The 26151-nt window shown below is 52.8% G+C and carries 21 protein-coding genes and 1 pseudogene; 10 read left to right on the top strand and 12 right to left on the bottom strand.

Features of this window, described 5'->3' with window-relative positions:
• Positions 1-50: 50 nt before the first annotated feature.
• From aaeB to aaeX, 3 genes are read right to left on the bottom strand one after another with little or no spacing between them, the layout of a single operon-like run.
• Entirely contained in the window at positions 51-2009 is a 1959-nt protein-coding gene (gene aaeB, locus J1785_RS18580) for a p-hydroxybenzoic acid efflux pump subunit AaeB (RefSeq protein WP_129954751.1), read from the bottom strand.
• Between the two features lie 10 nt (positions 2010-2019).
• A complete protein-coding gene (gene aaeA, locus J1785_RS18575; RefSeq protein WP_217138159.1) occupies positions 2020-2955 on the bottom strand; it encodes a p-hydroxybenzoic acid efflux pump subunit AaeA in 936 nt (311 codons plus the stop codon).
• Positions 2956-2962: 7 nt separating this feature from the next.
• The gene (gene aaeX, locus J1785_RS18570) at positions 2963-3166 is read right to left on the bottom strand and encodes a p-hydroxybenzoic acid efflux pump operon protein AaeX (RefSeq protein WP_015698919.1); all 204 of its coding nucleotides are present in this window, start codon (positions 3164-3166) and stop codon (positions 2963-2965) included.
• Between the two features lie 274 nt (positions 3167-3440).
• On the opposite strand from aaeX, the gene aaeR reads away from it, so the two are divergent.
• Positions 3441-4379, top strand: coding sequence for an HTH-type transcriptional activator AaeR (gene aaeR, locus J1785_RS18565; RefSeq protein ID WP_129954753.1), 939 nt, complete (start codon positions 3441-3443; stop codon positions 4377-4379).
• A gap of 46 nt (positions 4380-4425) precedes the next feature.
• Here the strand turns inward: aaeR and tldD are convergent, their stop codons facing one another.
• From tldD to csrD, 8 genes are all read right to left on the bottom strand, one after another.
• Positions 4426-5871, bottom strand: a complete 1446-nt coding sequence (tldD, locus tag J1785_RS18560; RefSeq protein WP_129954754.1) for a metalloprotease TldD — start codon at positions 5869-5871, stop codon at positions 4426-4428.
• 142 nt (positions 5872-6013) lie between these two features.
• Positions 6014-9841 (bottom strand): AsmA2 domain-containing protein YhdP, encoded by a 3828-nt coding sequence (gene yhdP / locus J1785_RS18555; protein WP_217220159.1) that lies wholly within the window; start codon positions 9839-9841, stop codon positions 6014-6016.
• A gap of 98 nt (positions 9842-9939) precedes the next feature.
• The gene (gene rng, locus J1785_RS18550; protein WP_013577287.1) at positions 9940-11409 is read right to left on the bottom strand and encodes a ribonuclease G; all 1470 of its coding nucleotides are present in this window, start codon (positions 11407-11409) and stop codon (positions 9940-9942) included.
• Positions 11399-11992, bottom strand: a complete 594-nt coding sequence (locus J1785_RS18545; RefSeq protein WP_129954756.1) for a Maf family protein — start codon at positions 11990-11992, stop codon at positions 11399-11401. Before J1785_RS18545 ends, rng begins: the two co-directional genes overlap by 11 nt.
• A gap of 7 nt (positions 11993-11999) precedes the next feature.
• Positions 12000-12488: a rod shape-determining protein MreD gene (gene mreD, locus J1785_RS18540; protein WP_129954757.1), complete on the bottom strand. Its 489-nt coding sequence runs from the start codon at positions 12486-12488 to the stop codon at positions 12000-12002.
• Positions 12485-13492: a rod shape-determining protein MreC gene (mreC, locus tag J1785_RS18535; RefSeq protein WP_129954758.1), complete on the bottom strand. Its 1008-nt coding sequence runs from the start codon at positions 13490-13492 to the stop codon at positions 12485-12487. The genes mreD and mreC overlap by 4 nt, the downstream gene beginning before the upstream one ends.
• A gap of 254 nt (positions 13493-13746) precedes the next feature.
• Positions 13747-14790, bottom strand: a complete 1044-nt coding sequence (gene mreB / locus J1785_RS18530; protein WP_013577291.1) for a rod shape-determining protein MreB — start codon at positions 14788-14790, stop codon at positions 13747-13749.
• A 355-nt stretch (positions 14791-15145) separates the two neighbouring features.
• Positions 15146-17080 (bottom strand): RNase E specificity factor CsrD, encoded by a 1935-nt coding sequence (csrD, locus tag J1785_RS18525; protein ID WP_217220157.1) that lies wholly within the window; start codon positions 17078-17080, stop codon positions 15146-15148.
• Positions 17081-17399: 319 nt separating this feature from the next.
• Between csrD and msrP the strand changes: the two genes are divergently transcribed.
• The 9 genes from msrP to J1785_RS18480 all read left to right on the top strand — a co-directional run bounded on the left by msrP (position 17400) and on the right by J1785_RS18480 (position 25163).
• On the top strand, positions 17400-18401 hold the full coding sequence (gene msrP, locus J1785_RS18520) for a protein-methionine-sulfoxide reductase catalytic subunit MsrP (protein WP_217220155.1): 1002 nt from the start codon (positions 17400-17402) through the stop codon (positions 18399-18401).
• 18 nt (positions 18402-18419) lie between these two features.
• The gene (gene msrQ, locus J1785_RS18515; RefSeq protein WP_129954761.1) at positions 18420-19022 is read left to right on the top strand and encodes a protein-methionine-sulfoxide reductase heme-binding subunit MsrQ; all 603 of its coding nucleotides are present in this window, start codon (positions 18420-18422) and stop codon (positions 19020-19022) included.
• A 241-nt stretch (positions 19023-19263) separates the two neighbouring features.
• Positions 19264-19716 carry a type II 3-dehydroquinate dehydratase gene (gene aroQ / locus J1785_RS18510; protein ID WP_095924388.1) on the top strand — a complete coding sequence of 151 codons (453 nt, stop codon included), beginning with the start codon at positions 19264-19266 and terminating at the stop codon, positions 19714-19716.
• 32 nt (positions 19717-19748) lie between these two features.
• Complete coding sequence (accB, locus tag J1785_RS18505) at positions 19749-20213, top strand: acetyl-CoA carboxylase biotin carboxyl carrier protein (protein WP_013577296.1); 465 nt, start codon at positions 19749-19751, stop codon at positions 20211-20213.
• 11 nt (positions 20214-20224) lie between these two features.
• The gene (accC, locus tag J1785_RS18500) at positions 20225-21574 is read left to right on the top strand and encodes an acetyl-CoA carboxylase biotin carboxylase subunit (protein WP_129954762.1); all 1350 of its coding nucleotides are present in this window, start codon (positions 20225-20227) and stop codon (positions 21572-21574) included.
• Between the two features lie 84 nt (positions 21575-21658).
• Positions 21659-21901: a YhdT family protein gene (locus tag J1785_RS18495; RefSeq protein WP_165383762.1), complete on the top strand. Its 243-nt coding sequence runs from the start codon at positions 21659-21661 to the stop codon at positions 21899-21901.
• Entirely contained in the window at positions 21891-23336 is a 1446-nt protein-coding gene (gene panF, locus J1785_RS18490; RefSeq protein ID WP_217138156.1) for a sodium/pantothenate symporter, read from the top strand. Before J1785_RS18495 ends, panF begins: the two co-directional genes overlap by 11 nt.
• A gap of 43 nt (positions 23337-23379) precedes the next feature.
• Complete coding sequence (gene prmA / locus J1785_RS18485) at positions 23380-24264, top strand: 50S ribosomal protein L11 methyltransferase (protein WP_217220153.1); 885 nt, start codon at positions 23380-23382, stop codon at positions 24262-24264.
• Positions 24265-24410: 146 nt separating this feature from the next.
• Positions 24411-25163: a carbonic anhydrase gene (locus J1785_RS18480; protein ID WP_129954766.1), complete on the top strand. Its 753-nt coding sequence runs from the start codon at positions 24411-24413 to the stop codon at positions 25161-25163.
• A 175-nt stretch (positions 25164-25338) separates the two neighbouring features.
• Here J1785_RS18480 and J1785_RS18475 read toward each other — a convergent pair.
• Positions 25339-26151, bottom strand: a pseudogene (locus J1785_RS18475) (hypothetical protein); the annotation flags it as partial.

Genomic DNA, 26151 nt, shown 5'->3' with positions numbered 1-26151 from the left:
GTGCATTCATTTATGCACCGGCCTTTTATTTTCACTGTCCTGGTGAGTTATCAGGCCAGGAAAGCATGCTGATAACGTTGCAGCATGTCAGTGAGACGCCTTACCGGCTCGGTCACTTTCAGCGGTGCGTCGTACTCGACCAGCTTTTCCTGATACTCACCCAGCTCTTTCAGTAACCGCTGGTAATAATAGGTGCGCTTGCCTTCACCTGATGCAGAGACCACGTGATCGGCCGTATTACGGATTTTTTTGTGGAACGCAGACAGTTCGTCATTCACCGGCACTTCTGCCAGTTTCATGCGCTGGTGCGCGATAATCAGCATCAGCGCCAGACGGTATTTGTCGATATCGTTCGGGAACATCACCAGCAACTGATTAAGCTGGTGATAAAGCGCAGGAAGGTGGTTTTCACGACGCCGGTACGCTTTGGTGGTCAGCGCCGACACTGCGCTGCTCATGAAACGGTTAAGCAGCGTACGGCCGGTTTTCTCACGGGATTTATCCCGCACAATCAGTAACACCGCCATCGCGATCACCGTACCTATCGCCTGCCCCATCGCGTTATCCAGAAACGACGTGACGTTAAATACCATCGGATTGCTGAGCACCAGAATATTAATGGTACCCGCCAGCAATCCGAGCATACCGAGACGACGCTTGGTCACTTCGATACCGATAAAGAAAGTGAAGATCCCCAGCATCAGACACAGCAGGAACAGACTCTGCTGCGTCGCGGGCATAATCAGCATAAACATCATCGAACCGACCGGGATCGCCAGCAACATGCCGATGATGAAATCCATAGCCATGCCTTTCGGATTTGGCGTACGCATCGCCAGCGAGGTCACCACAGCAATGATAATCACGCAGCCGCTGGCCGATGTCCAGCCGGTCCACAGCCACATCAGGCAGCCGATAGCTGTTGCAGTGAAGGTTCGCAGGCCGTTGACCAGCGCATGGTGACGTTCTGCCGAAACAGGCCGCACGACCACTTCGCCGTCAAGCACACCGTTTTCTGTGGCGCTGATACTGCTGTTAGTCTGGATGCCTTTCATCAGCAACAGCGCACGGGTGCCGGCACCGGTCCAGGCGCTGACCGTCATGAGCACGTTATCACTGTGCATGCCGGTAATTATCTGGCGCAACTGCTTCAGCCTGCGGTGTACATCCGCCACGTTTTCAGCGGGTTCAGCAAACAACGCCTTCAGTTCAGGCGAAATCCGATCCGGTGAGTTTTGTAAAATCAGATAGGTTTCACAAGCCTGCGTGATCATGCTCAGGGAGGTGCTGTGCAGCGCTTTCAGGCGACGATTGCATCGCTGCCAGCGTGAAGATTCCATCATCAGGCTGCCACGCATACCGTTCAGCGCGGTGGTGCTTTTTACCAGGTTATTCCAGGACTTATCGATATCTTCCTTCGTCCCGCTGTTCACGCAAATCCGCATCAGCGCAAACTGATCCAACATCAGCTGGCTGACGGCACGGTCGATATCTTTTTTAATAGAACGGGGAGAGAACAGCAGGTCAGCGACGATGGCGCAACAAATCCCGATCACGATTTCACTGCAACGCTCAACCGCAAACTGCGGCGTTTGCAGGGGTGAACTGGCGGACGTCACCACAATAATCAGCGCGGTATACCCGGCCAGACCCAGCGCATACGAGTTCTCAATACGCACCAGCGATGACCACCAGGTGCACACGCCCGCCCAGATGCAGCACAGTAACAGCATAACAACCGGCGCGCGGGCGGTGGCAATCACGATCACCAGCGCCGCGATACAGCCGATAAAAGTGCCGATAACACGCAGAAAACCACGATGACGAATAGCACCGGCAAAGGGTTCTCCCCCCGCGGCCAGCGCAGGGCCGGATGTCACTATGGCGGCGGTCATGGCCGACCAGCGCGGAGTTTCGAGTTGCAGATAAAAGCCGAGAACCAATGCACCCAGGATCGCGAACGTCAGCTTGCAGGCAAAACGCACACGCGGGATAAGTACGCTATTCATCTTTCCGGCCTTAACCAAACTCTCTCAGACGATGCAGGAGGCGAAGGAACGGGGATCCTTCATCTTGTTTACGGTCATGGCTGCCGGTAATCACCACCGTCGCCGTGGTACCTGCCGGATAAGGATGTTGCTGATCTTCGGCATCAAGCAGGATTTTCACCGGCACACGCTGCGCCAGGCGCACCCATTCGAGGTTGCTGTCGATAGTCGCCAGACCGTTGGTCGCCGCAGAAGAAGAACTGTTTGTCACCGCGGCCGCTACGCTGTCGACTGTACCGTGCATGATGCGGTTGCTGCCGAGCGGCGTGATTTCCGCACGGTCACCTTTTTTCAGCCCGGACAGTTTGGTTTCTTCAAGATAGGCAAGAATATAGAAGGAATTTTTCTTCACCAGCGCCACGGCGGTCGAACCACGGTTGATGTAGTTACCCGGATGGACGGTCAGGTTAGTGACCCAGCCGTCGGCAGGTGCCACCACCACCGTACGTTCCAGATCCAGCACCGCCAGATCCCGTGCAGCCTGCGCTTTCGCCATCTGATGTTGAGCGGTTTGCAACACGTTATTTGCCTGATCGATTTCTTCCTGCGACATGGCCTGAACGCCCAGTTTCACACGGCGTCCGGCTTCGCGCTTTTTCTCAGAAACCAGCGCCTGGTAATACGCGACGTCAGCGCTCGCTTCGTCCAGCGCCTGCTGGTAGCGCGGCTGGTCGATTTTGAACAGCACCTGGCCTTTCTTCACCAGTTGGTTATCAACCACCGGCACATCGGTAATCAGACCGGTGACATCGGGCGCGATAGACACCACGTCAGCGGTAAATTTGGCATCACGGGTCCATGGAGATTCTGTATAGAACGCCCAGGCTTTGAAGATTGCGATGACAGCCAGCACGACAAGAATCAACGTTATTGTGTAACGTATTATTTTTATGGAGAAATTTTTCACAACGCCCTCAGACGAACATGCAGGAGATCAGGTAGAAAAGACAGCAGTACAAAGCTGTGTTGAACAACGCCGGGTGCCAGACAAAGTCGTAAATTCCGGTGGGTTGCAATACACGCCGCAGCAGAAAAAATACCACCAGCGCCAACAGTATTTCAAAAAACACCGGAGGAAACGACAATCCGAAAATCACCATTACCGGAAGCAAACTCATCAAAAATTCCTTACATTATTACGACGGACAAACGCATAACGTCCCGCGCACGCATTATTTATTATTTTAGGCAACGGCACGCGACCCCGATGAAAAATAATTCAACGGGAGCAGAGCAATGAAGCTGCAAAGTTGCCAGGGAAGTGTGCGAAGGTAAGCATGATGTCAGGAAAACTGAAACCTGAGCTTTATCGCCCGGAAGGGTATATTAGCGTGCTTATTATCAACTAATCAACGTTCTGTGATCTAAATCACTTTTAAGCCAGAGTTAACAATGGACCGATTAAAACGCATGTCGATCTTTGCTCAGGTAGTGGAAAGCGGCTCCTTTACTGCGGCCGCACGACGCCTCGACATGAGCGTTTCCGCCATCAGTCAGACGATCTCAAAGCTGGAAAATGATTTACAAATCAAACTGCTAAACCGCAGTACCCGCAGTCTTGGCCTGACGGAAGCCGGTAAGCTTTACTATCAGGGTTGCCGGAAAATGTTGCACGATGTGCGAGAAGTACATGAACAATTGTATGCCTTCAACAACACCCCGACCGGCACATTACGCATCGGCAGCTCATCGACAATGGCACAAAATGTTCTTGCTGCGATGACCGCCGAAATGCTCACTGAATACCCCGGCCTGACGGTGAATCTGGTGACCGGCATTCCGGCACCGGATCTTATCGCCGACGGGCTGGACATGGTCATCCGCGTGGGTGCGTTGCAAGACTCCAGTCTGTTCTGCACCCGCCTGGGCTCAATGCCGATGGTGGTATGCGCGGCACACAGTTATCTGGCGCAGCACGGGACGCCGGAGAAACCGGCAGATATGGTGAATTTCTCATGGCTGGAGTACAGCGTCCGCCCGGACAGCGAATTTGAACTGATCGCCCCCGAAGGTATTTCGACCCGCATTACTCCGCAGGGCCGCTTCGTCACCAACGATTCGCAGACCATGATCCGCTGGCTGAAAGCCGGTGTCGGTATCGCGTATGTGCCGCTGATGTGGGTCATTGAAGAGATCAATGCCGGTGAAGTGGAAATTCTGTTCAGGAGCTATCAGTCTGATCCGCGACCGGTTTACGCGCTGTATACCCAAAAGGACAAACTGCCGCTGAAGGTCCAGGTCTGTATTGATTATCTGACGGATTATTTCAAACGGGTGAGCAAGGTGTATCAGGGATACCGGCAGGGGATAAAAGTCACCCAGTGGAATTAAACCTCCCCGTGTGAAAGGGGAGGGATAACACCGAAATAATCTTCTACTAGGCAGTGCCGCCGACGGTCAGATTATCCAGCTTCAGGGTGGGCTGACCGACCCCGACCGGCAGGCTCTGACCTTCTTTACCGCACACGCCAACCCCTTTATCGATCGCCAGATCGTTGCCGACCATGGAAATCTGTTGCATTGCTTCAATGCCCGAGCCGATCAGCGTCGCGCCTTTCACCGGTTTGGTGATGCGGCCTTTTTCGATCAGATACGCTTCGGACGTCGAGAACACGAATTTACCCGAGGTGATATCCACCTGCCCCCCGCCGAAGTTGGGCGCATACAGGCCATATTCCACGCTACTGATGATATCTTCCGGCGTTGATTTCCCGGCCAGCATATAGGTATTGGTCATACGCGGCATCGGCAGATGTGCGTAGGATTCGCGGCGGCCGTTACCGGTCGGCGAAACCCCCATCAGACGCGCATTCAGCTTGTCCTGCATATAGCCTTTCAACACACCATTTTCGATCAGCACATTGTACTGACCCGGCACACCCTCATCATCAATCGCCAGTGAACCACGCAGACCCGGCAGCGTACCATCATCCACCACGGTACACAGTTCAGAGGCCACACGCTTGCCCATCTGACCGCTAAATACCGAGGTCCCGCGACGGTTAAAGTCACCTTCCAGACCGTGACCTACCGCCTCATGCAACAGCACACCCGGCCAGCCGGAACCCAGCACAACAGGCATGCCGCCAGCCGGTGCGGCGACTGCCGTCAGGTTCAGCAATGCCATACGTACAGCATCACGGGCAAAGGCTTCCGCGCGCACTTCACCGTTCACGGTTTCGAGGAAGTAATCATAACCGACACGACCGCCGCCGCCACTGGAGCCACGCTCACGACGTCCGTCCTGTTCAACCAGAACGCTTACGGACAGGCGCACCAGCGGGCGAATATCTGCCGCCAGCGTACCGTCAGTGGCAGCCACCAGCACATGTTCATACACGCCGGTGATGCTGGCACTGACTTCCTGCACGCGCTTATCGGCCGCACGGGCAATCTTGTCGACGCGGTGCAGCAGTTCGATTTTTGCTTCACGCGGCAGGCTTTGCAGCGGATCCAGCGGAGAATAAAGAGATTTGTAGGCAATTTCACCCAGCATATGCGCTTTGCCATTGCCCTGTTCGCGGACAATACTGCGGGCAGCTGTTGCGCTGAGATTCAGGGCATTGAGCGTGATTTGGTCAGCATAGGCAAAACCGGTTTTTTCACCGCTTACCGCACGGACACCGACACCCTGATCGATATTGTAAGAACCGTCTTTGATGATGCTGTCTTCGATCACCCAGGCTTCGTGGAAGCTGGACTGGAAAAAGAGATCGGCATAATCGAGACGACGTTCAGACAACTGGCCCAAAATGGAAAACAGATCCTGATGACTCAGATTATTAGCAGTTAGTAACTGCTCACTGACTAAGGCCAGACTCATAGATGTTCACTCTCTTTTAGACGAAAGTCCGGCGGGCAGATTGAGTTTTACACAGTCGGCCCGCAAGACAATCCATTGTTACAAGGTTATTAACAGCCTAACACAGCACGAAAGAGGTTTCCTGCCACCTTCACCCGAAGCATTACTGCGCAGTGGCCACTTTTGGATGTTCAACGGGTTTACGCAGAATTTCGTTAATACGAGGTTCGGCGATGGTGCCGTCAATCTGATAGCGGATAAGCGAGATTTTATTCCACAACGGTGCCAGCACTTTACTGGCAGCGAAAACGGCAACCCCGACCACCGGATTGATAACAAATGCCGTCGCTACGCCCACTGTGGCGGAAATTTCCGGCGCAATGACCGCTTCGAGATCCAGTTGCTGATTGACGAAATTGACTTTCCCGGTGATAGCGATATCCGCTTCCAGACCATCAATCAGCAGGTCATCGGTATGAAGTACACCGTCTTTAATCCAGGCGGTGGATTTGATCGAGTCAAAATAGAAGCCCTGGCCAAAGGTATCGCTGAAATCGAGACGCAGTTTGCGCAGCAACGCATCGAAGCTGATCAGACGCAGTAACTGTCCGGCGCGACCCGCGCCGATATCCGCAATCTCGCCTTTACCCAGCGTGTTTTTCAACGTGCCGTTCAGTGTGCTGACATCAGGTTTCCACGGCACCGATTTCCAGTGCAGATCAAAGTTAATATCAAACGGCGCACCTTTCAGGGGGGTGGTCACACCAAAGAATGACATTGCCTGCTCAATATTTTTACCGGTCAGTTTGCCTTTGAGACCGGTGTTCTCGCCCTGCCCGTTCTGCGTCCAGTCGCCCTGCACATCAAGCCGCGCGACGCCGGTATCAATCAGACCGTTACGCAACATCAGCTGATCGCCCTGTGGTGTCAGGTCAGCATTCACCTTGCGGAAATTCTGACCGAGGAACCAACAGGCTTCGCAACGCAGCTGTAATGACGGCCAGCTGGCAAACGAAATCTTATTGGTAGCAAACGGATTACCGCCCGGCTGTGCGCTGCCAGCCACATCTTCCGGCGTCCATTGCGGATTGAAATAAACATATTTCAGCTTTGCCAGCCACGGACCGTTGTCATTCATATTCAGCCTGCCATCGATTTCCTTACCTTTGGCGCTGACTTCCATGCCCTGATGCCCCTGAACCGAGGTGAGAATCAGATCGTTCCAGACCTGCCCGCCTAGCGTAAGCGCAGGTGTTGTCAGGATGATCTGGTGCGGGAAGCTGAAACCCGCCAGTTTAGTATTGGTATCCTGCGTCGCTTTATCCGGCGACAGCAAACCCAGCCAGCTTTCACCGTCAAGCGCGGGCAGATGAAGTGTCAGGCTGCTGTCATCCGGCAAGGGGGGGGTCTTTTTACTGTTTTCCTGCCAGGAGGCGCGATCCAGTTGGAGTTGTTTGCCCAGCAGCCAGCGGCTGTTGAACTGGTCTTTACCCGCCAGCACCCCTTGCAGATTAAAGCTGTGAAGGTCACCTTTAACGTTCACTACCAGCGGCATCGCATGCCCGGCTTTCTTATCCAGGGGATCGGGTAAGTGACTGCTCACATCTTTCAGATCGGCGTTCACATTGACGGTGTACGTCGGCGTACCTTTATGCGGCAGCGTGATATTAACATCGCCTTTCCACGGCGTTCCGCCAGAGATTTTACTGGCCGCCGCCGCAGGCAAGCCGGGGATTTTGGACAACTGCCAGTTCGCATCCAGCCCGACCTGTACGTTAAAATTATCTTGCAGTTCCTGCGTGCTGAACATCACGTTGACCGGTTGACCGAACCAGTTACCGGTGAGCCGGTTACTTTGCAGATTGCCGTTGTCATAACTGAACTGGCCGCTGAGCTGGCTGATTTTGCTGTTCAGCGGTTTGATAAACAGGCTGTTGTTATTGAGCGTGACGCCACCGGATGCGTGCACCACTTCGCCATCCAGTGGAATATCAAGATGTAAGCGACCGTTCACTTCGCCGCCAATCTGCAATTCCTGTAACGCCGAACCCAGCGAATCATGCAACGGCGTATCCATGAAATAGTCGCCGATATCTTTACCCTGCCCGCGAAGGTCAGCATCAATAAACAGTTTTTCTTTCAGGTAGTCAGGGATATTGGCAACGACGTTATTACCGTCAACGTTGCCCAGTTTGGTGTGCGCGGCTTTCATAAAGAGGCCGTCATTAAGGAAATCAAGATCGATATCCAGATCGGTCAGCGCTGGCCAACCAGGCTGGAATTCAAAGGTCGAGTGGCGTAGCGGAACCCAGACCTCAAACTGCCCTTCGTTCTTTTTGAACGGGAAATGTTGAGGATTGCCGTTAAAAGTCAGCGTGGCGTTATCCACCTGACCAGCCCGGATCGCATCGCTCAGATAATTCACCAGATGTTTACCCATCAGCGGCTCAGGGAAGTAGCGCCAGGCCTGACCGGCGTCATATAAGCGAATACCGGCCAGAATATTCAGCCACGGCTCGCCTTCGGCAGGCTGGTTGTAGCGGAAATCGCCTTTCGCCCACAGTGCGCTCGCTTTGACATCCACGTCTTTACCCGACAACGACCAGCCTTCTTTACCGTTGGTCCAGTTAAAGGTTCCGGTCGCTGTGCTGACGTCCAGCGGTGCACGGAACATTTCGCCGAACGGCAGCAGACTGTCTTGTAATTTCACCGTCATCTGCCCGTCCGCGACGCTGCCTTTCAGACCACCGCTGAAATGGTTAACGCCTGGCAACAGTTCCCAACGCTGCCAGCTGACATCGCGCCAGTTCACATCAAAACGGGTCTGTTCCGGCTGCTTAAGCGGAATATCCAGCGCGAGGCGAGCCACATTACCGGCAGGTTTTAAATCCTGCCAACGCTCCAGCAAGGCCGGGGTCAGAAACGAGAAAGTCGGGATCACCGGTCCTAAGCGTTCGAGTTGCAGATTTGTGCCGCGGATACGCAATTCTTCGCCCTGCGAGGGGCCGAGGAAATTATTATTTTCGGGCAGATAAAGCGCTTCAAGACGCCCTTTTGGCCACGCCACGCCGTCAGTTTTCAGATTCAGTTGCTGCGTACCCATCTGCCAGCCATTGCCCTGGCGGCTGCCGTGCAAAGTCAGGTTATCAACATCGAGGCGGTGCGCATCGTCACCGTTTTTCCAGGTGGCAGAGCCATTTTTCAACAGCGCGTCACCGGCATAAACATCGCCATTACGTACGGTCAGCCAGGCGGCCAGACTGAAGTTAGCACTTTCCAGCCCCGTATTGTTGCGCAACCACCGACTGAACCACGGTTTCATGTCGATATCGTCGGCCTGAAGATAAATTTTACCGTTATTGAGCAGACCGTTGGTATCGTTCAGATCCATACGCAACTGCACAATGCCATGCTGCCCGTTAAAACTCGACAGGCTAAGCTGCCCTTCGGCGCGATGGCGGTTGTGACTGTTCAGCCAGGTCAGCTGAGGAATATCAAATTCCGCACGCGGGCCGGAAGGCGTCAGGAAGGAAATGCGGCTGTTGCGCAGATCGAAATGGTCGACCTGTCTGAGGAAGATATCACTGACTCGGTTTGGCTGGATGCCATTGCCTTTGTTGTTATCGCCCCCCAGCGTGCTGTTTAAATCCAGCTGTAAATTGTAGAAAGTGAGGTCGCGGAACTGCCAGCGGAAATGCAGCAAGGATTGCCAGACGTCCAGCGCCAGCGTAATACGCTGAACCTGCCACGTTGAGTCCGGCAAGGTGACCTGAAGGCCACGGATCTCCATGATCGGACCAAAGGTTTTCCAGCTGGCGCTCACTTGCGATAATTCGATCGGTACGCCCGTGACCGCCTCAACTTTCCCGACCAGTTGATCCTGAAAACGGGTCAGTTGAGGCAATGCCAGCCGTAAGCCACTGATCACCAAAGCCACTATCACGACAAGGGTTGCGCTGGTGGTTAATAAAATACCGGGCAGTCGCCTCAAACCTCTCTCCTTGTTTTCCATTCCATGCTGGCTTTCACCTGCACAGACGGCAATGGAAACCTTTAACTTCTTGATGCTTCAGACGATTAGCCATCGGATCACATCATGACGACATCGAACTGTTCCTGACTGTAGAGCGGCTCAATCTGCACTTTCACCTGCTTGCCGACGAAGATTTCCACCTCGGCCAGTGCATGGGATTCTTCCCCCTTGAGCGCTTCCCCTACTGCGGCAGACGCGTAAACCAGGAAACGATCGGAATCGTAGGCATGATGCACACGTACGATTTCACGCAGAATTTCATAACAGACAGTTTCAACAGTTTTCACCGTGCCGCGGGCATGGCAGGTCGGACAATCGCTGCACAGCACATGTTCGACGCTTTCGCGGGTACGTTTACGGGTCATCTCCACCAAACCGAGCGCGGAGAAACCGTGAATACCGGTTTTCACGCGGTCTTTAGACAACGCCTGCTCAAGGCTGTGCAGCACACGGCGACGATGATCTTCATTGGACATATCAATAAAGTCGATAATGATAATGCCGCCAAGATTGCGCAAACGCAGCTGACGGGCAATGGCCTGCGTCGCTTCGGTGTTAGTGTTAAATATCGTGTCTTCCAGATTACGATGACCGACAAACGCCCCCGTGTTGATATCCACAGTGGTCATGGCTTCGGTCTGATCAATAATCAGATAGCCACCGGACTTGAGTTCCACCTTACGCTCAAGCGCACGCTGGATTTCGTTCTCCACATCGAACAAGTCGAAAATGGGTTGCTTACCGCTGTAATGCTCCAGTTTACTGGTCATTTCCGGCATGTATTCGCTGGTGAATTCGACCAGCAATTCATACGTCAGGCGGGAGTCTACACGGATGCGGTCCAGTGCCTCACCGGCAAAATCACGTAGCACGCGGTGCGCCAGCGCCAGTTCTCCATACAGCTTGCACTTGGTTTTATTGCGACGCTTGCGTTCCATTACCTTGGTCCACAGACGTTTCAGGTAGGCCGCATCTTGTTTGAGTTCTTCTTCGCCCACGCCTTCGGCTGCGGTACGAATAATATAGCCGCCGTGCTCATCACAATATTCCGAGACAATACGTTTGAGACGGTCGCGCTCGGCTTCACTTTCAATACGCTGCGAAACGCCAACATGGGACGCGCCGGGCATGAATACCAGATAGCGGGAAGGCAAAGTAATGTCTGTCGTCAGGCGTGCGCCCTTGGTGCCAAGCGGATCTTTCACCACCTGCACCATCAGATCCTGGCCCTGATGAACCAGCTCAGCGATGTCACGCACATGGAAATTTTTCTGCTCGTCACGCGCCACACATTCAGTATGCGGCATAATGTCTGACGCATGTAAAAAGGCGGCCTTTTCAAGACCGATATCAACAAATGCCGCCTGCATACCTGGCAGAACACGACTGATACGCCCTTTATAAATATTGCCGGCAATCCCGCGCTTGGTCTCGCGCTCAATATGGATTTCCTGCAGAATGCCACCGTCAATGTAAGCCACGCGGGTTTCAGACGGGGTGACATTGACCAGTAATTCAGCTGTCATGTTTTCTCCTAAGCTCGCGTAAGGCAGAAAATTCATTCAGCAGTTCCTGGGTTTCCACCAGAGGAAGCCCCACAACTGCATAGTAACTGCCGCGAATTTCACGGACGAAACAACCGCCCTTTCCCTGAATACCATAAGCGCCCGCTTTATCCATGGGCTCACCGCTCAGAATATAATGTGCAATATCGTCGGAGGATAGTGAACGGAAGGTGACATCGGTCACAACCACCGTATTGAGGCAATCCCGCCTGTCGGCAAACGCAATGGCGGTCATCACCTGATGTTGTTTTCCGGACAATGCGTTAAGCATAATAGCGGCCTGGGCTTCGTCCCGTGGTTTTTCCAGGACGTTACCATCAAGGACCACAATCGTGTCTGCGCCAAGCACCGGCAAATCTTCTGCCGCGACCGCCACACCGGCCTGCGCTTTATCTTTCGCCAGTCGTAAAACATAATCTTGCGGGGCTTCGCCAGGCTGACGCTCTTCTGCAACGTCAGTCATCAGACGCTCAAAAGGCAGTTCCAGCAGGGCCAGTAATTCACGGCGACGTGGTGATCCGGAAGCCAGATAAAGTGCGGTCATAACATCCTCATTGCACAGCAAACTGACGACGGATTTTACGCATCAGCAGGAACAGCCATGGCCACAGCACACCGTCGACCACACTGCTCCAGAAAACTTCAGGCCGGAATGACACGTTGACGACCAGGAATTCCCCCCAGAACACCATGACATCCACAGCCAGTGAAAGCACCATGACAATCAGCGCTTGTTGCCACAGCGCCAGGTTACGGAATAGCTGGAATTTGAACGCGACCAGGTAGGCGGTAATGGCAAAGGCCAGTGCGCGAATACCCAGCGTCGATCCCAGGATCAAATCCATGATAAAGCCGACAACAAAACCGGTACCCACGTTGACGCGATGCGGTAATGCCATCACCCAGTAAATCAGGATCAGCAACAGCCACGACGGCCTGAACATATAGATCTGTTCAGGCCATGGCATCACCTGCAATAGCATGGCTATTAAGAAGGATAGCCAAATAATCCAGCGTCCGTGGCTCCGGTAGCTGTTCATTCTGCCGCTCCCTGAACAGCAGACGTACTGGCAGGCGCAGTGACTGTTCCGGTTGCCGGTGGAGGAACAGGTGCCGGCGGCCCCATATCTCCCGGAGGCGGCAATACTTGCGGCATCATTTGCATCAGGCGCTCATTGGCAACGCGATGCACTTCATCCGGTGGTAAAGGGTGCTCGCCATTGCGGTCAGACCCCCACAACAATAGCAGGTAACGCAAACGTTGCAGACCGGCGGTCGGACGTGCCTGTATCACGGTATAGGCACGCTGATTATCGACCTTAACCGAAGATACCACGCCGACCGGATAACCTTCAGGGAAACGCCCCCCCAGACCGGACGTCACCAGCACATCACCGACACGAATATCGGTATTGCTTGGCAGATGCTCAAGTTGCAAGTCATCAGCACAACCGCTACCGGCAGCGATAACGCGGATATCATTACGCAGTACCTGAATCGGCAACGCATGTGAAGCATCACAAATCAGCAGTACACGGCTGGTCAGTGCGGCAACAGCAACAACCTGGCCGACGACGCCTTTATCACTGATAACAGGTTGCCCGATATACACACCGTTGTTGCTACCTTTATCGATGACGATCTGATCGCTGTAAGGATCATTGCTGGTGGAGAGCACCTGCGTCACCATTTTATGCTCGTCCTGACGCAACGGTGATCCCAGCAACTCGCGCAAACGGGCATTTTCTTGTTTGTATTGGCCAAGCAACATCAGGTCGCTGTTTTTCAGCAACAACTCCTGACGCAAAGCGCGGTTTTCAAGTTCCAGCTGACCACGGGTGGCAAAAGTAGAGGAAACCTGATCTAAGAATTCACGCGGGGCATTGGACAAAAAATAGAAGGGACTGACGGCCGTATCCATATAGGTGCGGATTTTAACAAACGTACCTATTTTACTGTCGGCAACAATCAGGACAATGGCCGTGAGAATAGCCAAAAAAAGTCGCAGTTGCAGGGAAGGCCCCCTGCTAAAAATTGGCTTCATAAAATATGCGAGTTCCTCGGCAACAGAAGATTTCAGCCAGTCGAAGTAAAGACTTCCCCTGACAGAAAGGCGGCAATCTCATGGGATAGCCAAAACACTGGCAGAGCTTTATCGCTCAGCCAGTGTTTGCGCGGATCCACATTGAACACTGCACACTTCACGTTGCAGGTTTTACCTGACGGACAACCACCTTCCCGGGCAGACTATTCTTGTTTGCAACAAGACTTGCTTAAATCAGCCAGTCTTGGCTGAGATTACTCTTCGCTGAATAAGTCGCCGCCGTGCATGTCGATCATTTCTAATGCTTTACCACCGCCACGGGCGACGCAGGTCAGTGGATCTTCTGCGACAACAACAGGGATACCTGTTTCTTCCATCAGCAGACGATCAAGGTTACGCAGTAATGCGCCACCGCCGGTCAGCACCATGCCGCGCTCGGAGATGTCGGAAGCCAGTTCTGGCGGACATTGTTCCAGCGCAACCATTACCGCGCTGACGATACCAGTCAGCGGCTCTTGTAAGGCTTCCAGAATTTCGTTGGAGTTCAGCGTGAAACCACGTGGAACACCCTCAGCCAGGTTACGGCCGCGCACTTCGATTTCATGCACTTCATCACCTGGATAGGCAGAACCGATGCTGTGCTTGATACGCTCAGCCGTTGCTTCACCGATCAGTGAACCGTAATTACGGCGTACGTAATTAATGATAGCTTCGTCGAAACGATCGCCGCCGATACGCACAGAAGAGGAATACACCACGCCGTTCAGGGAGATGACGGCAACTTCTGTGGTACCACCACCGATATCCACCACCATTGAACCGGTCGCTTCAGATACCGGCAGGCCGGCACCAATTGCCGCCGCCATCGGCTCTTCAATCAGGAACACTTCACGCGCGCCTGCACCTTGTGCAGATTCACGGATAGCACGGCGTTCAACCTGAGTTGCACCCACTGGTACACACACCAGCACGCGCGGGCTTGGGCGCATGAAACTGTTGCTGTGAACTTGCTTGATGAAGTGTTGCAGCATTTTCTCCGTCACGAAGAAGTCAGCGATAACACCGTCTTTCATTGGACGAATAGCGGCGATATTGCCAGGAGTACGACCCAGCATCTGTTTTGCGTCGTGACCAACAGCAGCAACGCTTTTAGGTGAACCAGCACGATCCTGACGAATAGCCACAACGGATGGCTCATTCAGCACGATGCCTTGTCCTTTTACATAAATGAGGGTATTGGCGGTACCCAGGTCGATGGACAAGTCGTTGGAAAACATGCCACGAAATTTCTTAAACATAACGAAGGGATAATCCTGCTAGCTGGGGGCGGAAAATAAAATCCGCCTACTTTACCAACCACGCGAAGCAGCGACAAGGCGCAAAAACGTCCTGCTTCCGTGAAAATTGTCCGCGATGTCGCCATTCACTTGCTGTGACTTTTTGAGGCTGATGGCACTGCGAAATAATTCTGTCTCGCAGGCTCGGTTTACCTCGGGCAGGCACCCAGGCGAAGTAGCAACACCGCACATAAATTCTTACACTTTTACCAACATCTTCCCTCCATCTGCGGCCTGAGCACAAGCACCGGCTAGCAGACAAGGGCGTAGGTCAAAAGCTGGCTCATTCTACGTTAAATAATGCATTAACGGTCACTTAAACATCGCGGTTGTGTGAATATTTTTTACCGACCGGTTCAACAGGCTCCGGACCGGCAAAAAAATCCCCCTGCCCGCCGTGGATCCCGCTTTTCAGCAGGACAGCCCATTCCTCTTTTGTCCGCACGCCGGAGGCAAATACCCGCGCCTGAGTCCCTTCGCATGCACTGAGTAAGCTTTGTACAAAGAGCTGATTTTCAACCCTTTTATCAATGTCACGCACTAATCCAGGATGAAGCTTGACTCTTTCCACGGGAAAAGTTTTCAGATAAGAGGTACTGACCACCGTCAGTCCGGCCTGGGAAACAGCCAGACGACAGCCTAAACCCTGTAATAATCTGATCGAAGGACGTAGCCGGTCGGTATGTTGACAGAGATCGGCCTCAGCAAGTTCAATCAAAATTCGATTTCGTTGCGATCTTTCGCACTGCAGCAAGGTATCGCGCAGCCAGCGCACAAATGAGCGCTGCAATAATGAATCAACCGTCAGGTGAAATGCTAACGTTTCGTCCGGCCAACGGTTAAGTAACGGAATAATCTGACTTAACATCACCCGGTCAAAGCTTTGCGAGAGTCCGAACTGCACCACCAGCGGAATAAACTCCGCCGCCAGCAATTCCTGCTCACCATCGAAGACCCGGCGCTGTAATTCACGGTGATCGGGTTTGCTGTCCCGGGTGAACGCGGGTTTCTGATAAAGACGCGGGCCGCCGCGCGCCAGTGTATTTTCAAGCAGTGTCCGCCAGCGCACACTGCCACGGCCTTTTTCCGGCACATTTTTATCGTAGATATACCAGCTGTTACTTCCCTGGAACGCCGCATGCCGCGTCGCCTGTTCAGCCATATCCATCACCTGATCCGGTGTCTGGCCGAAACGGTAAGCACTGATGCCGATATACATCAGCGCGTCACGGTCAATCAGCGACGAGGTCGGCAGAACGCCAAGCGCATTGACGAGCTGGGAGGCCATCACTTCCGCTTCCTTTAAGGTGCGGTGTGGCAACAGCACGGCAAAATCACTGTGGAAATAACGTGCCAGCAGCGCATCGACATGACGCATCACGAATGTCGATAACAGATTCACCATCGCCGAACGCAGTTCTTCGACCACGGCCTGACCGTGCGTTTCGCGCATAGTGTCGAAATCTGGCAAGCGCAATAACATCAGCACACCGTGCGCCCCCTTTTCTTCCAGTTGTGTCGCAAGCTGATTGTCAAAGAACAGGCGGTTACTGAGGCCGGTTTGCGCATCCTGCTGAGCATAAGCGCGGATCAGGGTATCCACGCGGCTGCGCTGCTCGCGCGCTTCATTCAGATCCGTCAGCAGACGATCTATTGCGCTGCTGGCAGCATGCGGCCATTCGCCCATATCACCGGACAATCCTTCACGTTCGCCGCGTAATATTCTGACCGCGCGGTCTTCCAGTTTTTCCACGCCGTCCGTTTCCTGACGTAACCAGCGAAAACTCAGCAGCAGCATAGCCAGCATGAGCAGAATGGCGATCCCAATCGTGAATGTAGAACGCAGGGAGCGGATATAGCTGCTGACAGGATCAACATAGGAAATATGCAGCGACATGGCGTGATTTTGCATCAGCGGGATAATGGCAGTGTCATATTCCGGCATCACGCTGTCCCACGAGCGATGCACATCCGGACGCTCATGGTATTCAAAAACAGTGGTGTCATTAAGTTTGACTTCGATATCAGTCACATCGAGCATGCGCATAGCCTGTGGCATCCAGCGCTGGGCTTCTGCGGGAGTGTGCGTCAGCAACGCCTGATCATAGGTTGTGGCAAGCGCCTGAAGGTGTTGCTCAGTGTCTTGTTTATTCAGATAGATAAAGCTGAAAGTGACGCCAAGCAACATCAGTAACATTGCCAGCGCGACTAACATCGTCATCAGTGCCGATAGTCTGGTAGTAAATCGCATCCCTGTGCCTTACTCGCTACGGTGAGGAGGAAACAAACCCTTTCTCTGAGCCTGCTACGAAAAAACGCCGCTACTATAAAACAGAAAAACGCGATGAAAGGAGAAATTTACCAAAGAGTCGTTTGTATACATTCATAGCATAGCAATACAAAAACCAATCAATTCGGAATTCTTATATAAACAGTAAACGCTGACTCAATATCTGCCGGCAGGATGCGATTTTTTAGCGCGATATCTCGCAAAGCCGCCGTTTTCACGCCATGCTCTGTCTATAACCATAAAAAAATGAATCGCAACAATGAGAATGCCGGAGAATGCCATGTCCACACCCCGCAAACTGACCGAAGCAGACGTCACACCCGAAAGTATTTTTTATGACCGACGCAAAGTTTTGCAGGCGCTGGGGATCAGTGCCGCGGCACTCGCAGTCCCTCAAAACGCACGTGCGGATATCCTTTCCTGGTTCAAAGGTCATGACCGCCCGGCCGCCCCAGCCGGTAAACCGCTGGATTTCACCAAGCCTGCTGCTTATCAAAATGACCTGACACTCACCCCCGAGGACAAAGTTTCCGGCTACAACAACTTCTATGAGTTCGGGCTGGATAAAGCCGATCCTGCCGCCAATGCCGGGCAACTGATCACGTCACCGTGGACGTTAAAAATAGAAGGCGAAGTCGCTAAACCGATCACGCTGGATATGGATGACATCATGAAGCGTTTCCCGCTCGAGCAGCGTATCTACCGGATGCGTTGTGTTGAAGCCTGGTCGATGGTGGTGCCGTGGGTGGGTTTCCAGCTGAGTGAAATTCTCAAACTGGCAGAGCCGACCAGCAAAGCGCGTTATGTCGCCTTCACTACCTTATATGATCCGGAACATATGCCAGGGCAGAAAGACCGTTTTATCGGCGGCGGGCTGAATTATCCCTATGTTGAAGGGCTGCGTATAGATGAAGCGATGAATCCGCTGGCGATGCTGACCGTGGGTGTTTATGGCAAAGCACTGCCGCCACAAAACGGCGCACCCATCCGTCTGACCATTCCATGGAAGTACGGCTTCAAGGGGATTAAATCCATCGTGAACATCAAATTTACTCAGGATGAACCGCCGACCACCTGGAACCAGATTGCCTCCAACGAATACGGATTTTATGCCAACGTGAACCCGCATGTGGATCACCCGCGCTGGTCGCAGGCGACGGAACGTTTTATCGGTTCCGGCGGGTTGCTGGACGTTCAGCGCCAGCCGACGTTGCTGTTCAATGGCTATGCCGATCAGGTGGCGTCGCTGTATCACGGTATGGATTTGCGTAAGTTCTATTAAGGAAGAGGACGTTCAGCTATGCGTCGTTTAAGCCCTGCCAGTATTACCGGATTGAAAGTCATTATTTATCTTGCTGCCATTCTGCCCTTTCTCTGGCTCCTGCTGTCCATCAACCAGGGCTGGTTCAGCGCCGATCCGGCAAAAGATATTCAGCATTTTACCGGTAGGATGACTCTGAAATTTTTGCTGGTGACACTGCTGGTGACGCCTGTCGCGCGCTATGGCAAACAACCGTTGCTGATCCGCACCCGTCGTTTGCTGGGATTATGGTGTTTCGCGTGGGGAACCCTGCATCTTCTGAGCTATTCATTCCTCGAACTGGGGATTAACAATATCCGCCTGCTGGGCAGCGAGCTGATTTCCCGCCCGTACCTCACACTGGGTATCATCTGCTGGATCCTCCTGCTGGCGCTGGCCTGTACGTCGACACTGTGGGCCCAGCGTAAAATGGGCGCTGGCTGGCAAAAGCTACATAATCTCATCTATCTGATCGCCATACTGGCGCCGATCCATTACCTTTGGTCAGTCAAAGTGTTGTCACCACAACCGATCATCTATGCAACACTTGCCGCCATCCTGCTGGCCTTGCGCTATAAAAAATTCCGTCAGTGGCTGCGATAAACCGGGGAAAGCGCGTAGGCACAGCCTCTCAGAATTTCGCCAATTGCGCGCACATTCACCCGTCGAGGGTTGATTATCTTCGCTGATAAGACCAGTATTTAGCTGCGAATTGCCACGATATCATTATAATGCCCGACCTCATGCCGAAGATACGGGCTGATTTGCCGCGAAAAAGGTGACAAACCGGTGACATCAGGGTATTTTCTACAATCTTTGTCTAATTGCCGGAGATAGGCTCACAATGGCGCATAAGTTTGACATTTTGCTACTGAACGGACCTAACCTGAATTTGTTAGGGACCCGTGAGCCTGAAACGTACGGACACACCACGCTCAACGATATTGTTAAAGGTTTGGAAGTTCAGGCTGCTGCTGCCGGTGTGGCACTGAGCCATCTGCAATCCAACGCAGAACATGTCCTGATTGAACGTATTCATCAGGCACGCGGAAACGTCGATTTTATCTTGATCAATCCCGCGGCCTTTACCCATACCAGCGTGGCGCTGCGCGATGCATTACTGGGGGTATCGATTCCGTTTATCGAGATCCATCTGTCGAATGTACATGCCCGTGAGGCGTTCCGGCACCATTCCTATCTTTCCGACATCGCAGTGGGCGTTATTTGCGGACTTGGCGCAGATGGCTACCACTTTGCATTACAGGCAGCGGTTAACCGCTTGTCAAAAACCCACTAATTTCTACGCAAAAAGAGTCCGGAATCACACCCATGGATATTCGTAAAATTAAAAAACTGATCGAACTGGTTGAAGAATCAGGCATTTCTGAACTGGAAATTTCTGAAGGCGAAGAGTCAGTTCGTATCAGCCGTGCTGCACCTGCGCAGGCTTATCCTATGATGCAACAGGCTTATGCCATGCCTGTACAACAACAGCCAGGCCTGGCTGCTGCGGTTGCCCCTGCGGCTGCACCAGCAGAAGCGGCTCCGGCAGCAATCAGTGGCCATATCGTTCGCTCACCGATGGTAGGGACGTTCTACCGTACGCCAAGCCCGGACGCTAAAGCCTTCATCGAAGTGGGTCAGAAAGTGAACGCGGGTGATACCTTGTGTATCGTTGAAGCGATGAAAATGATGAACCAAATCGAAGCAGACAAATCCGGTGTTGTTAAAGCAATTCTGGTAGAAAGCGGCCAACCGGTTGAATTCGACGAGCCGCTGGTCGTCATCGAATAACGAGGCGTACCATGGTAGATAAAATTGTTATCGCGAACCGCGGCGAAATCGCCCTGCGTATTTTGCGTGCCTGTAAAGAAATGGGCATCAAAACCGTTGCTGTGCACTCCACCGCTGACCGTGACCTGAAACATGTGCTGCTGGCAGACGAAACCGTCTGTATCGGCCCTGCAGCTTCAGTAAAAAGCTATCTGAACATCCCTGCCATTATCGCGGCGGCGGAAATCACTGGCGCGGTGGCTATCCACCCGGGCTACGGTTTCCTGTCCGAGAATGCCGATTTTGCAGAGCAGGTTGAGCGTTCTGGTTTTATTTTCATCGGCCCGAAAGCTGAAACTATCCGCCTGATGGGTGACAAAGTTTCTGCGATCCATGCGATGAAAGCAGCCGGCGTACCTTGTGTACCAGGCTCTGACGGCCCGCTGGGCGATGATATGGACCAAAACCGTGCCTTCGCAAAACGCATCGGCTATCCGGTCATCATCAAAGCGTCTGGCGGCGGCGGTGGTCGTGGTATGCGTGTTGTCCGCAGCGACAAAGACCTCGAGCAATCCATCTCCATGACCCGTGCGGAAGCCAAAGCGGCTTTCAACAATGACATGGTTTACATGGAAAAATACCTGGAAAACCCACGTCATGTGGAAATTCAGGTACTGGCTGATGGTCAGGGCAACGCCGTTTATCTGGCTGAACGTGACTGCTCCATGCAGCGTCGTCACCAGAAAGTCGTCGAAGAAGCGCCAGCACCAGGCATTACGGAAGATCTTCGTCGTTTCATCGGCGAACGTTGCGCCAAAGCCTGTGTGGATATTGGCTACCGTGGCGCAGGTACTTTCGAATTCCTGTACGAAAACGGCGAGTTCTTCTTCATCGAAATGAACACCCGTATCCAGGTTGAGCATCCGGTTACCGAGATGATCACCGGTGTGGATTTGATCAAAGAACAGCTGCGTATTGCATCCGGCCAGCCGCTGTCGATCAAACAAAGCGAAGTGAAGGTCAAAGGCCATGCGGTGGAATGCCGTATTAACGCGGAAGACCCTAATACCTTCCTGCCAAGCCCGGGCAAAATCACCCGCTTCCACGCTCCTGGCGGCTTCGGTGTTCGTTGGGAATCCCATATTTACGCAGGCTACACTGTGCCTCCGTACTACGATTCCATGATCGGTAAACTGATCACTTACGGCGAAACCCGTGAAGTGGCCATTGCCCGCATGAAAAATGCACTGGCAGAGCTGATCATCGACGGCATCAAAACCAACATTGAACTGCAAATGCGCATTATGGACGACGAGAATTTCCAGCATGGTGGCACCAACATCCACTATCTTGAGAAAAAACTCGGTTTGCAGGAAAAATAAAAAGACCGTACCGTTGCGTACTCTCTTATCAAGGCCGGATATTCCGGCCTTTTTTACGTTTTGAGGGGAGACAAATAAATGGCATTGGATAAACGTTTTTTGCAAGCCAACCGCGAAGCCCGCTGGGCATTCGGGCTGACGATTGCCTATCTGCTGGCATGGTGTTTTGCTGCGTATATTCCTGACGACAAACAGGGTATCACCGGTCTGCCGCACTGGTTTGAAATGGCCTGCCTGCTGGTACCGCTGATTTTCGTTCTTTTAAGCTGGTTGATGGTTCGCGTGATTTATCGCGATATTCCGCTGGAGGACATTAATGCAGACTGAAGTCTTATTGCCACTGATTGCCTACTTACTGCTGGTTTTCGGGTTGTCTGTCTATGCCTATACCCGCCGCGAACAGGGCAACTTTCTGACCGAATATTTCCTCGGTAACCGTTCAATGGGTGGTTTCGTACTGGCCATGACCCTGACCGCCACCTACATCAGTGCCAGTTCCTTTATCGGCGGCCCCGGTGCGGCCTACAAATTTGGTCTTGGCTGGGTATTACTGGCGATGATTCAACTGCCTGCCGTCTGGCTTTCACTCGGCGTACTGGGTAAAAAATTTGCCATTCTGGCGCGTCGTTATAATGCGGTCACGCTGAACGACATGCTTTTTGCGCGCTACCAGAGCCGCTTACTGGTCTGGCTGGCAAGCCTGAGCTTGCTGGTGGCGTTTCTGGGTGCGATGACCGTCCAGTTCATCGGTGGCGCACGCTTGCTGGAAACGGCGGCGGGTATTCCTTATGACACCGGTCTGCTGATTTTCGGCATCAGTATTGCGCTGTACACCGCCTTTGGCGGCTTCCGTGCCAGCGTCCTCAATGATGCCATGCAGGGGCTGGTGATGCTGCTCGGCACTATTTTGCTGTTGATCGCCGTCATTCACGCCGCAGGGGGTCTGCACAGCGCGGTAGATAAGCTCCGGCAAATCGACCCGAAACTGGTGTCCGTGCATGGCGGAGATGACGTCCTTTCACTGCCTTTTATGGCGTCTTTCTGGATTTTGGTGTGCTTTGGTGTGATCGGCCTGCCGCATACCGCTGTGCGCTGTATTTCCTACAAAGACAGCAAAGCGGTACACCGTGGCATTGTGCTCGGCACGATTGTGGTCGCCGTTTTGATGTTCGGTATGCATCTGGCCGGCGCGCTGGGACGTGCGGTATTGCCTGATCTGAAAATCCCAGACCAGGTTATCCCGACATTGATGATCACCGTACTCCCCCCTTACGCCGCCGGTATCTTTCTTGCCGCGCCGATGGCTGCCATTATGTCGACCATCAATGCGCAACTTTTGCAGTCATCAGCGACTATCGTTAAAGACTTGTACCTCGGTATTAAACCGGAGCAACTGACTAACGAGCGTAAGTTAAAACGCTTATCAAGCTGGGCCACCTTTATACTGGGATTATTGGTGTTACTGGCCGCATGGCGTCCGCCGGAGATGATTATCTGGCTGAACCTGCTGGCATTCGGCGGGCTGGAAGCGGTGTTCCTGTGGCCGCTGGTGCTCGGTTTGTACTGGGAACGGGCAAACGCTGCGGGCGCGCTGAGCGCAATGATTGTTGGCGCAGTTTGTTATACCCTGCTCGCCAGTCTTGACCTGCATATTGCCGGTCTGCATCCGATTGTGCCGTCGCTGTTGCTGAGCCTGCTGGCGTTTTATGCTGGCAATAAATTTGGCAAACAGCCACGCGAAACCGTACTCAGGCCGTCCTGAACGGACGGTACTGCTATTACAGATTGTTAAGAAGAGAATGGCTATGCCTTGGATCCAACTGAAGATTAATACCACCGGTAACGACGCGGAAACGCTGAGTGATGCGCTTATCGAAAGTGGCGCGGTATCCGTGACTTTCCAGGATACTCACGATAACCCGGTTTTCGAACCGCTGCCCGGCGAAACCCTGTTGTGGGGGGATACTGACGCTATTGGCCTTTACGACGCGGAAACCGATATGGACGAAGTGATCGCTATACTGGAAAACGCACCGCTGCTGGGCAAAGGTTTTGCGCATAAAATCGAACAACTGGAAGACAAAGACTGGGAACGCGAATGGATGGATAACTTCCATCCCATGCGTTTTGGCGAGCGTCTGTGGATTTGCCCGAGCTGGCGCGATGTGCCGGATCCGAATGCCGTGAACGTCATGCTGGATCCGGGGCTGGCGTTTGGTACCGGTACTCACCCGACCACGGCCATGTGTTTGCAATGGCTAGACAGTCTGGATCTGAAAGGTAAAACCGTGATCGACTTCGGTTGCGGCTCCGGCATTCTGGCGATCGCCGCGCTGAAGCTGGGCGCAAAGCATGTGGTCGGGATCGACATCGATCCGCAGGCCATACAGGCCAGCCGTGATAATGCCGAACGTAACGGTGTTTCAGAGGGTCTGTCGCTGTATCTGCCGCAAGACCAGCCTGAGGATCTGTCGGCCGACGTGGTAGTCGCCAACATTCTGGCAGGCCCTTTGCGCGAACTGGCTCCCCTTATCAGTGTACTGCCGGTCGCAGGCGGCCATCTGGGACTGTCCGGCGTACTGGCCAGCCAGGCACAAAGCGTAGCGGATGCCTATAAAGACAAGTTTGACCTGGATCCGGTGGCCGAGAAAGAAGAGTGGTGCCGCATCACCGGCATTAAAAAAGCCTGATTTATGTTCCCCGCTCTTTCTGTTTGTGCAGAAAGAGCGGATTTTCTTCTAAAACTCTTTTACGACCTGTTCTCATATTTCTCCTGCCGCACAAAACCCTTACACTTTGCGAGGTTTTATTACTCAACACATGAAAGGGATATCTCTTGAAAGGAAAATTATTCTCTGCCGCGCTGGCCGCACTGACCTTGTCAGTTTCTGCACAACCCGCCTGCGCAAACGAAGCGTCGCACTGGTCATATGATGGCGACACTGCCCCGCAAAACTGGTCGAAACTCAGCCCTGATTTTTATCTGTGTGAACAGGGTAAAGCACAGTCGCCTATCGATATCAAAGATGCATTACAGGTGCACCCCCGCCCGCTTAAGCTCAGCTATCAGTTGCCACCGGTCAGTGTCATTAATAACGGTCACAGCGTGCAGGTAAATGTTCAGCAGGGGGACTTCGTTACACTGGACGGCGAAAAATTCGTTCTGCAACAATTCCATTTCCATTCCCCGAGCGAAAATACCCTCAACGGTAAATCCTTCCCGATGGAGGCGCATTTTGTTCATATGAATGCTGAAGGGGAGATTGCGGTGATTGCGGTGATGTTTGAAACCGGCAAGGCTAATGCCGGACTGGAAAAAATATGGCAACAAATGCCTGATAAAGCCGGAGAACCTGTCGCACTGAAGACGAAAGTTGATCTTCTTAGCCTGATGCCAAAAGACCTGACGCATTACCGCTTCAGCGGCTCACTGACCACTCCACCGTGCACAGAAGGGGTACGCTGGCTGGTGGTTAAAGAGCCTCAGACATTGTCTGAAACCCAGTTGGAGAAATTCCAGCATGCGATGCATCATGCGAATAATCGCCCGGTGCAAGGGCTGCATGGCCGGGTCATCGTCGCGCAATAATTGCGCTTCCCCTTCAAGGCAGCAGAGCGGGCCCGCTGCCTTATTTTTAAAACCTGATGCCCTTCCTCTATTCCATGTATTCTCTGCGATATTTCATACACAGAAATATATCGGCTGAAATATGACTCCCTGTTATTTTCCGTAGCCGGTATATCACTCAATACTGTCTGATAAATTACAGTCTCGTGATCTCGTCTTCCTGATTAACATAATCATTAAGACTGTTAAAGCATACTGACAGCTCCTGGCACTCCTGATTAATTCCAGGATATTCTGAGCGAGGCAGGTACCGGGAAAATATGGATGAAATAGGCTCGCATTCCCAGGGCGGCATAACTTTAACGCCACCCAGCCAGTAAACCACATTATTGGCGACCTGAGGATTACCCCGGTTACGGTAAAGCCATCTTATTTCAGCGCTGGTAATATCGCCCGGTCTCTTTTCAATAACCCGCTCAAACGCGATTTCATCAAGGATAAAATGCACCCTTTTATTTCTGGTTTTGGTTTGAAACTCCAGCCCGGCTTTACTGGCCCGAATCCATGCTTCTTTAGCAATATCGAGGTTTGTATTAGAATTTTTGGGGGATAGTTGCCGTATCCTCGCATTTTTCAAACGAGAAATATCCACTTCAACTGTTTTTCCCCAGTGTATGTATTGTGCCTGATGAACTGATTTTATCTGGTGCGGAGATATTCCGTTTTCCAGGTTCCATTTTTGATGGTTACGTAAAAAATGCTTAAATTGGATCGCCCTTTTCGGATCCGCGGTCGCTTCTCCTCTTGAGCGGATTTGTCTATCAGACGAGTAAAACTTTCCGGGCGCATGCAGCCGGTGGCTTATTTTTGAAACATTGACCACACTGTTGGTCAGTTGATTTTGAATAATAATATCCTGTCGTTTTCTCCCGTGGCGTAATATTTTAATAAATATACCGTTGTCTCTCATCGTGCTTCTAATCGCCCGGCACACCGCATCCCGGGGAGC

Source organism: Rahnella perminowiae (genome assembly GCF_019049755.1).
GTDB classification, from domain to species: Bacteria; Pseudomonadota; Gammaproteobacteria; order Enterobacterales; family Enterobacteriaceae; genus Rahnella; species Rahnella perminowiae.
This window is presented reverse-complemented; position numbering and strand designations above follow the sequence as displayed.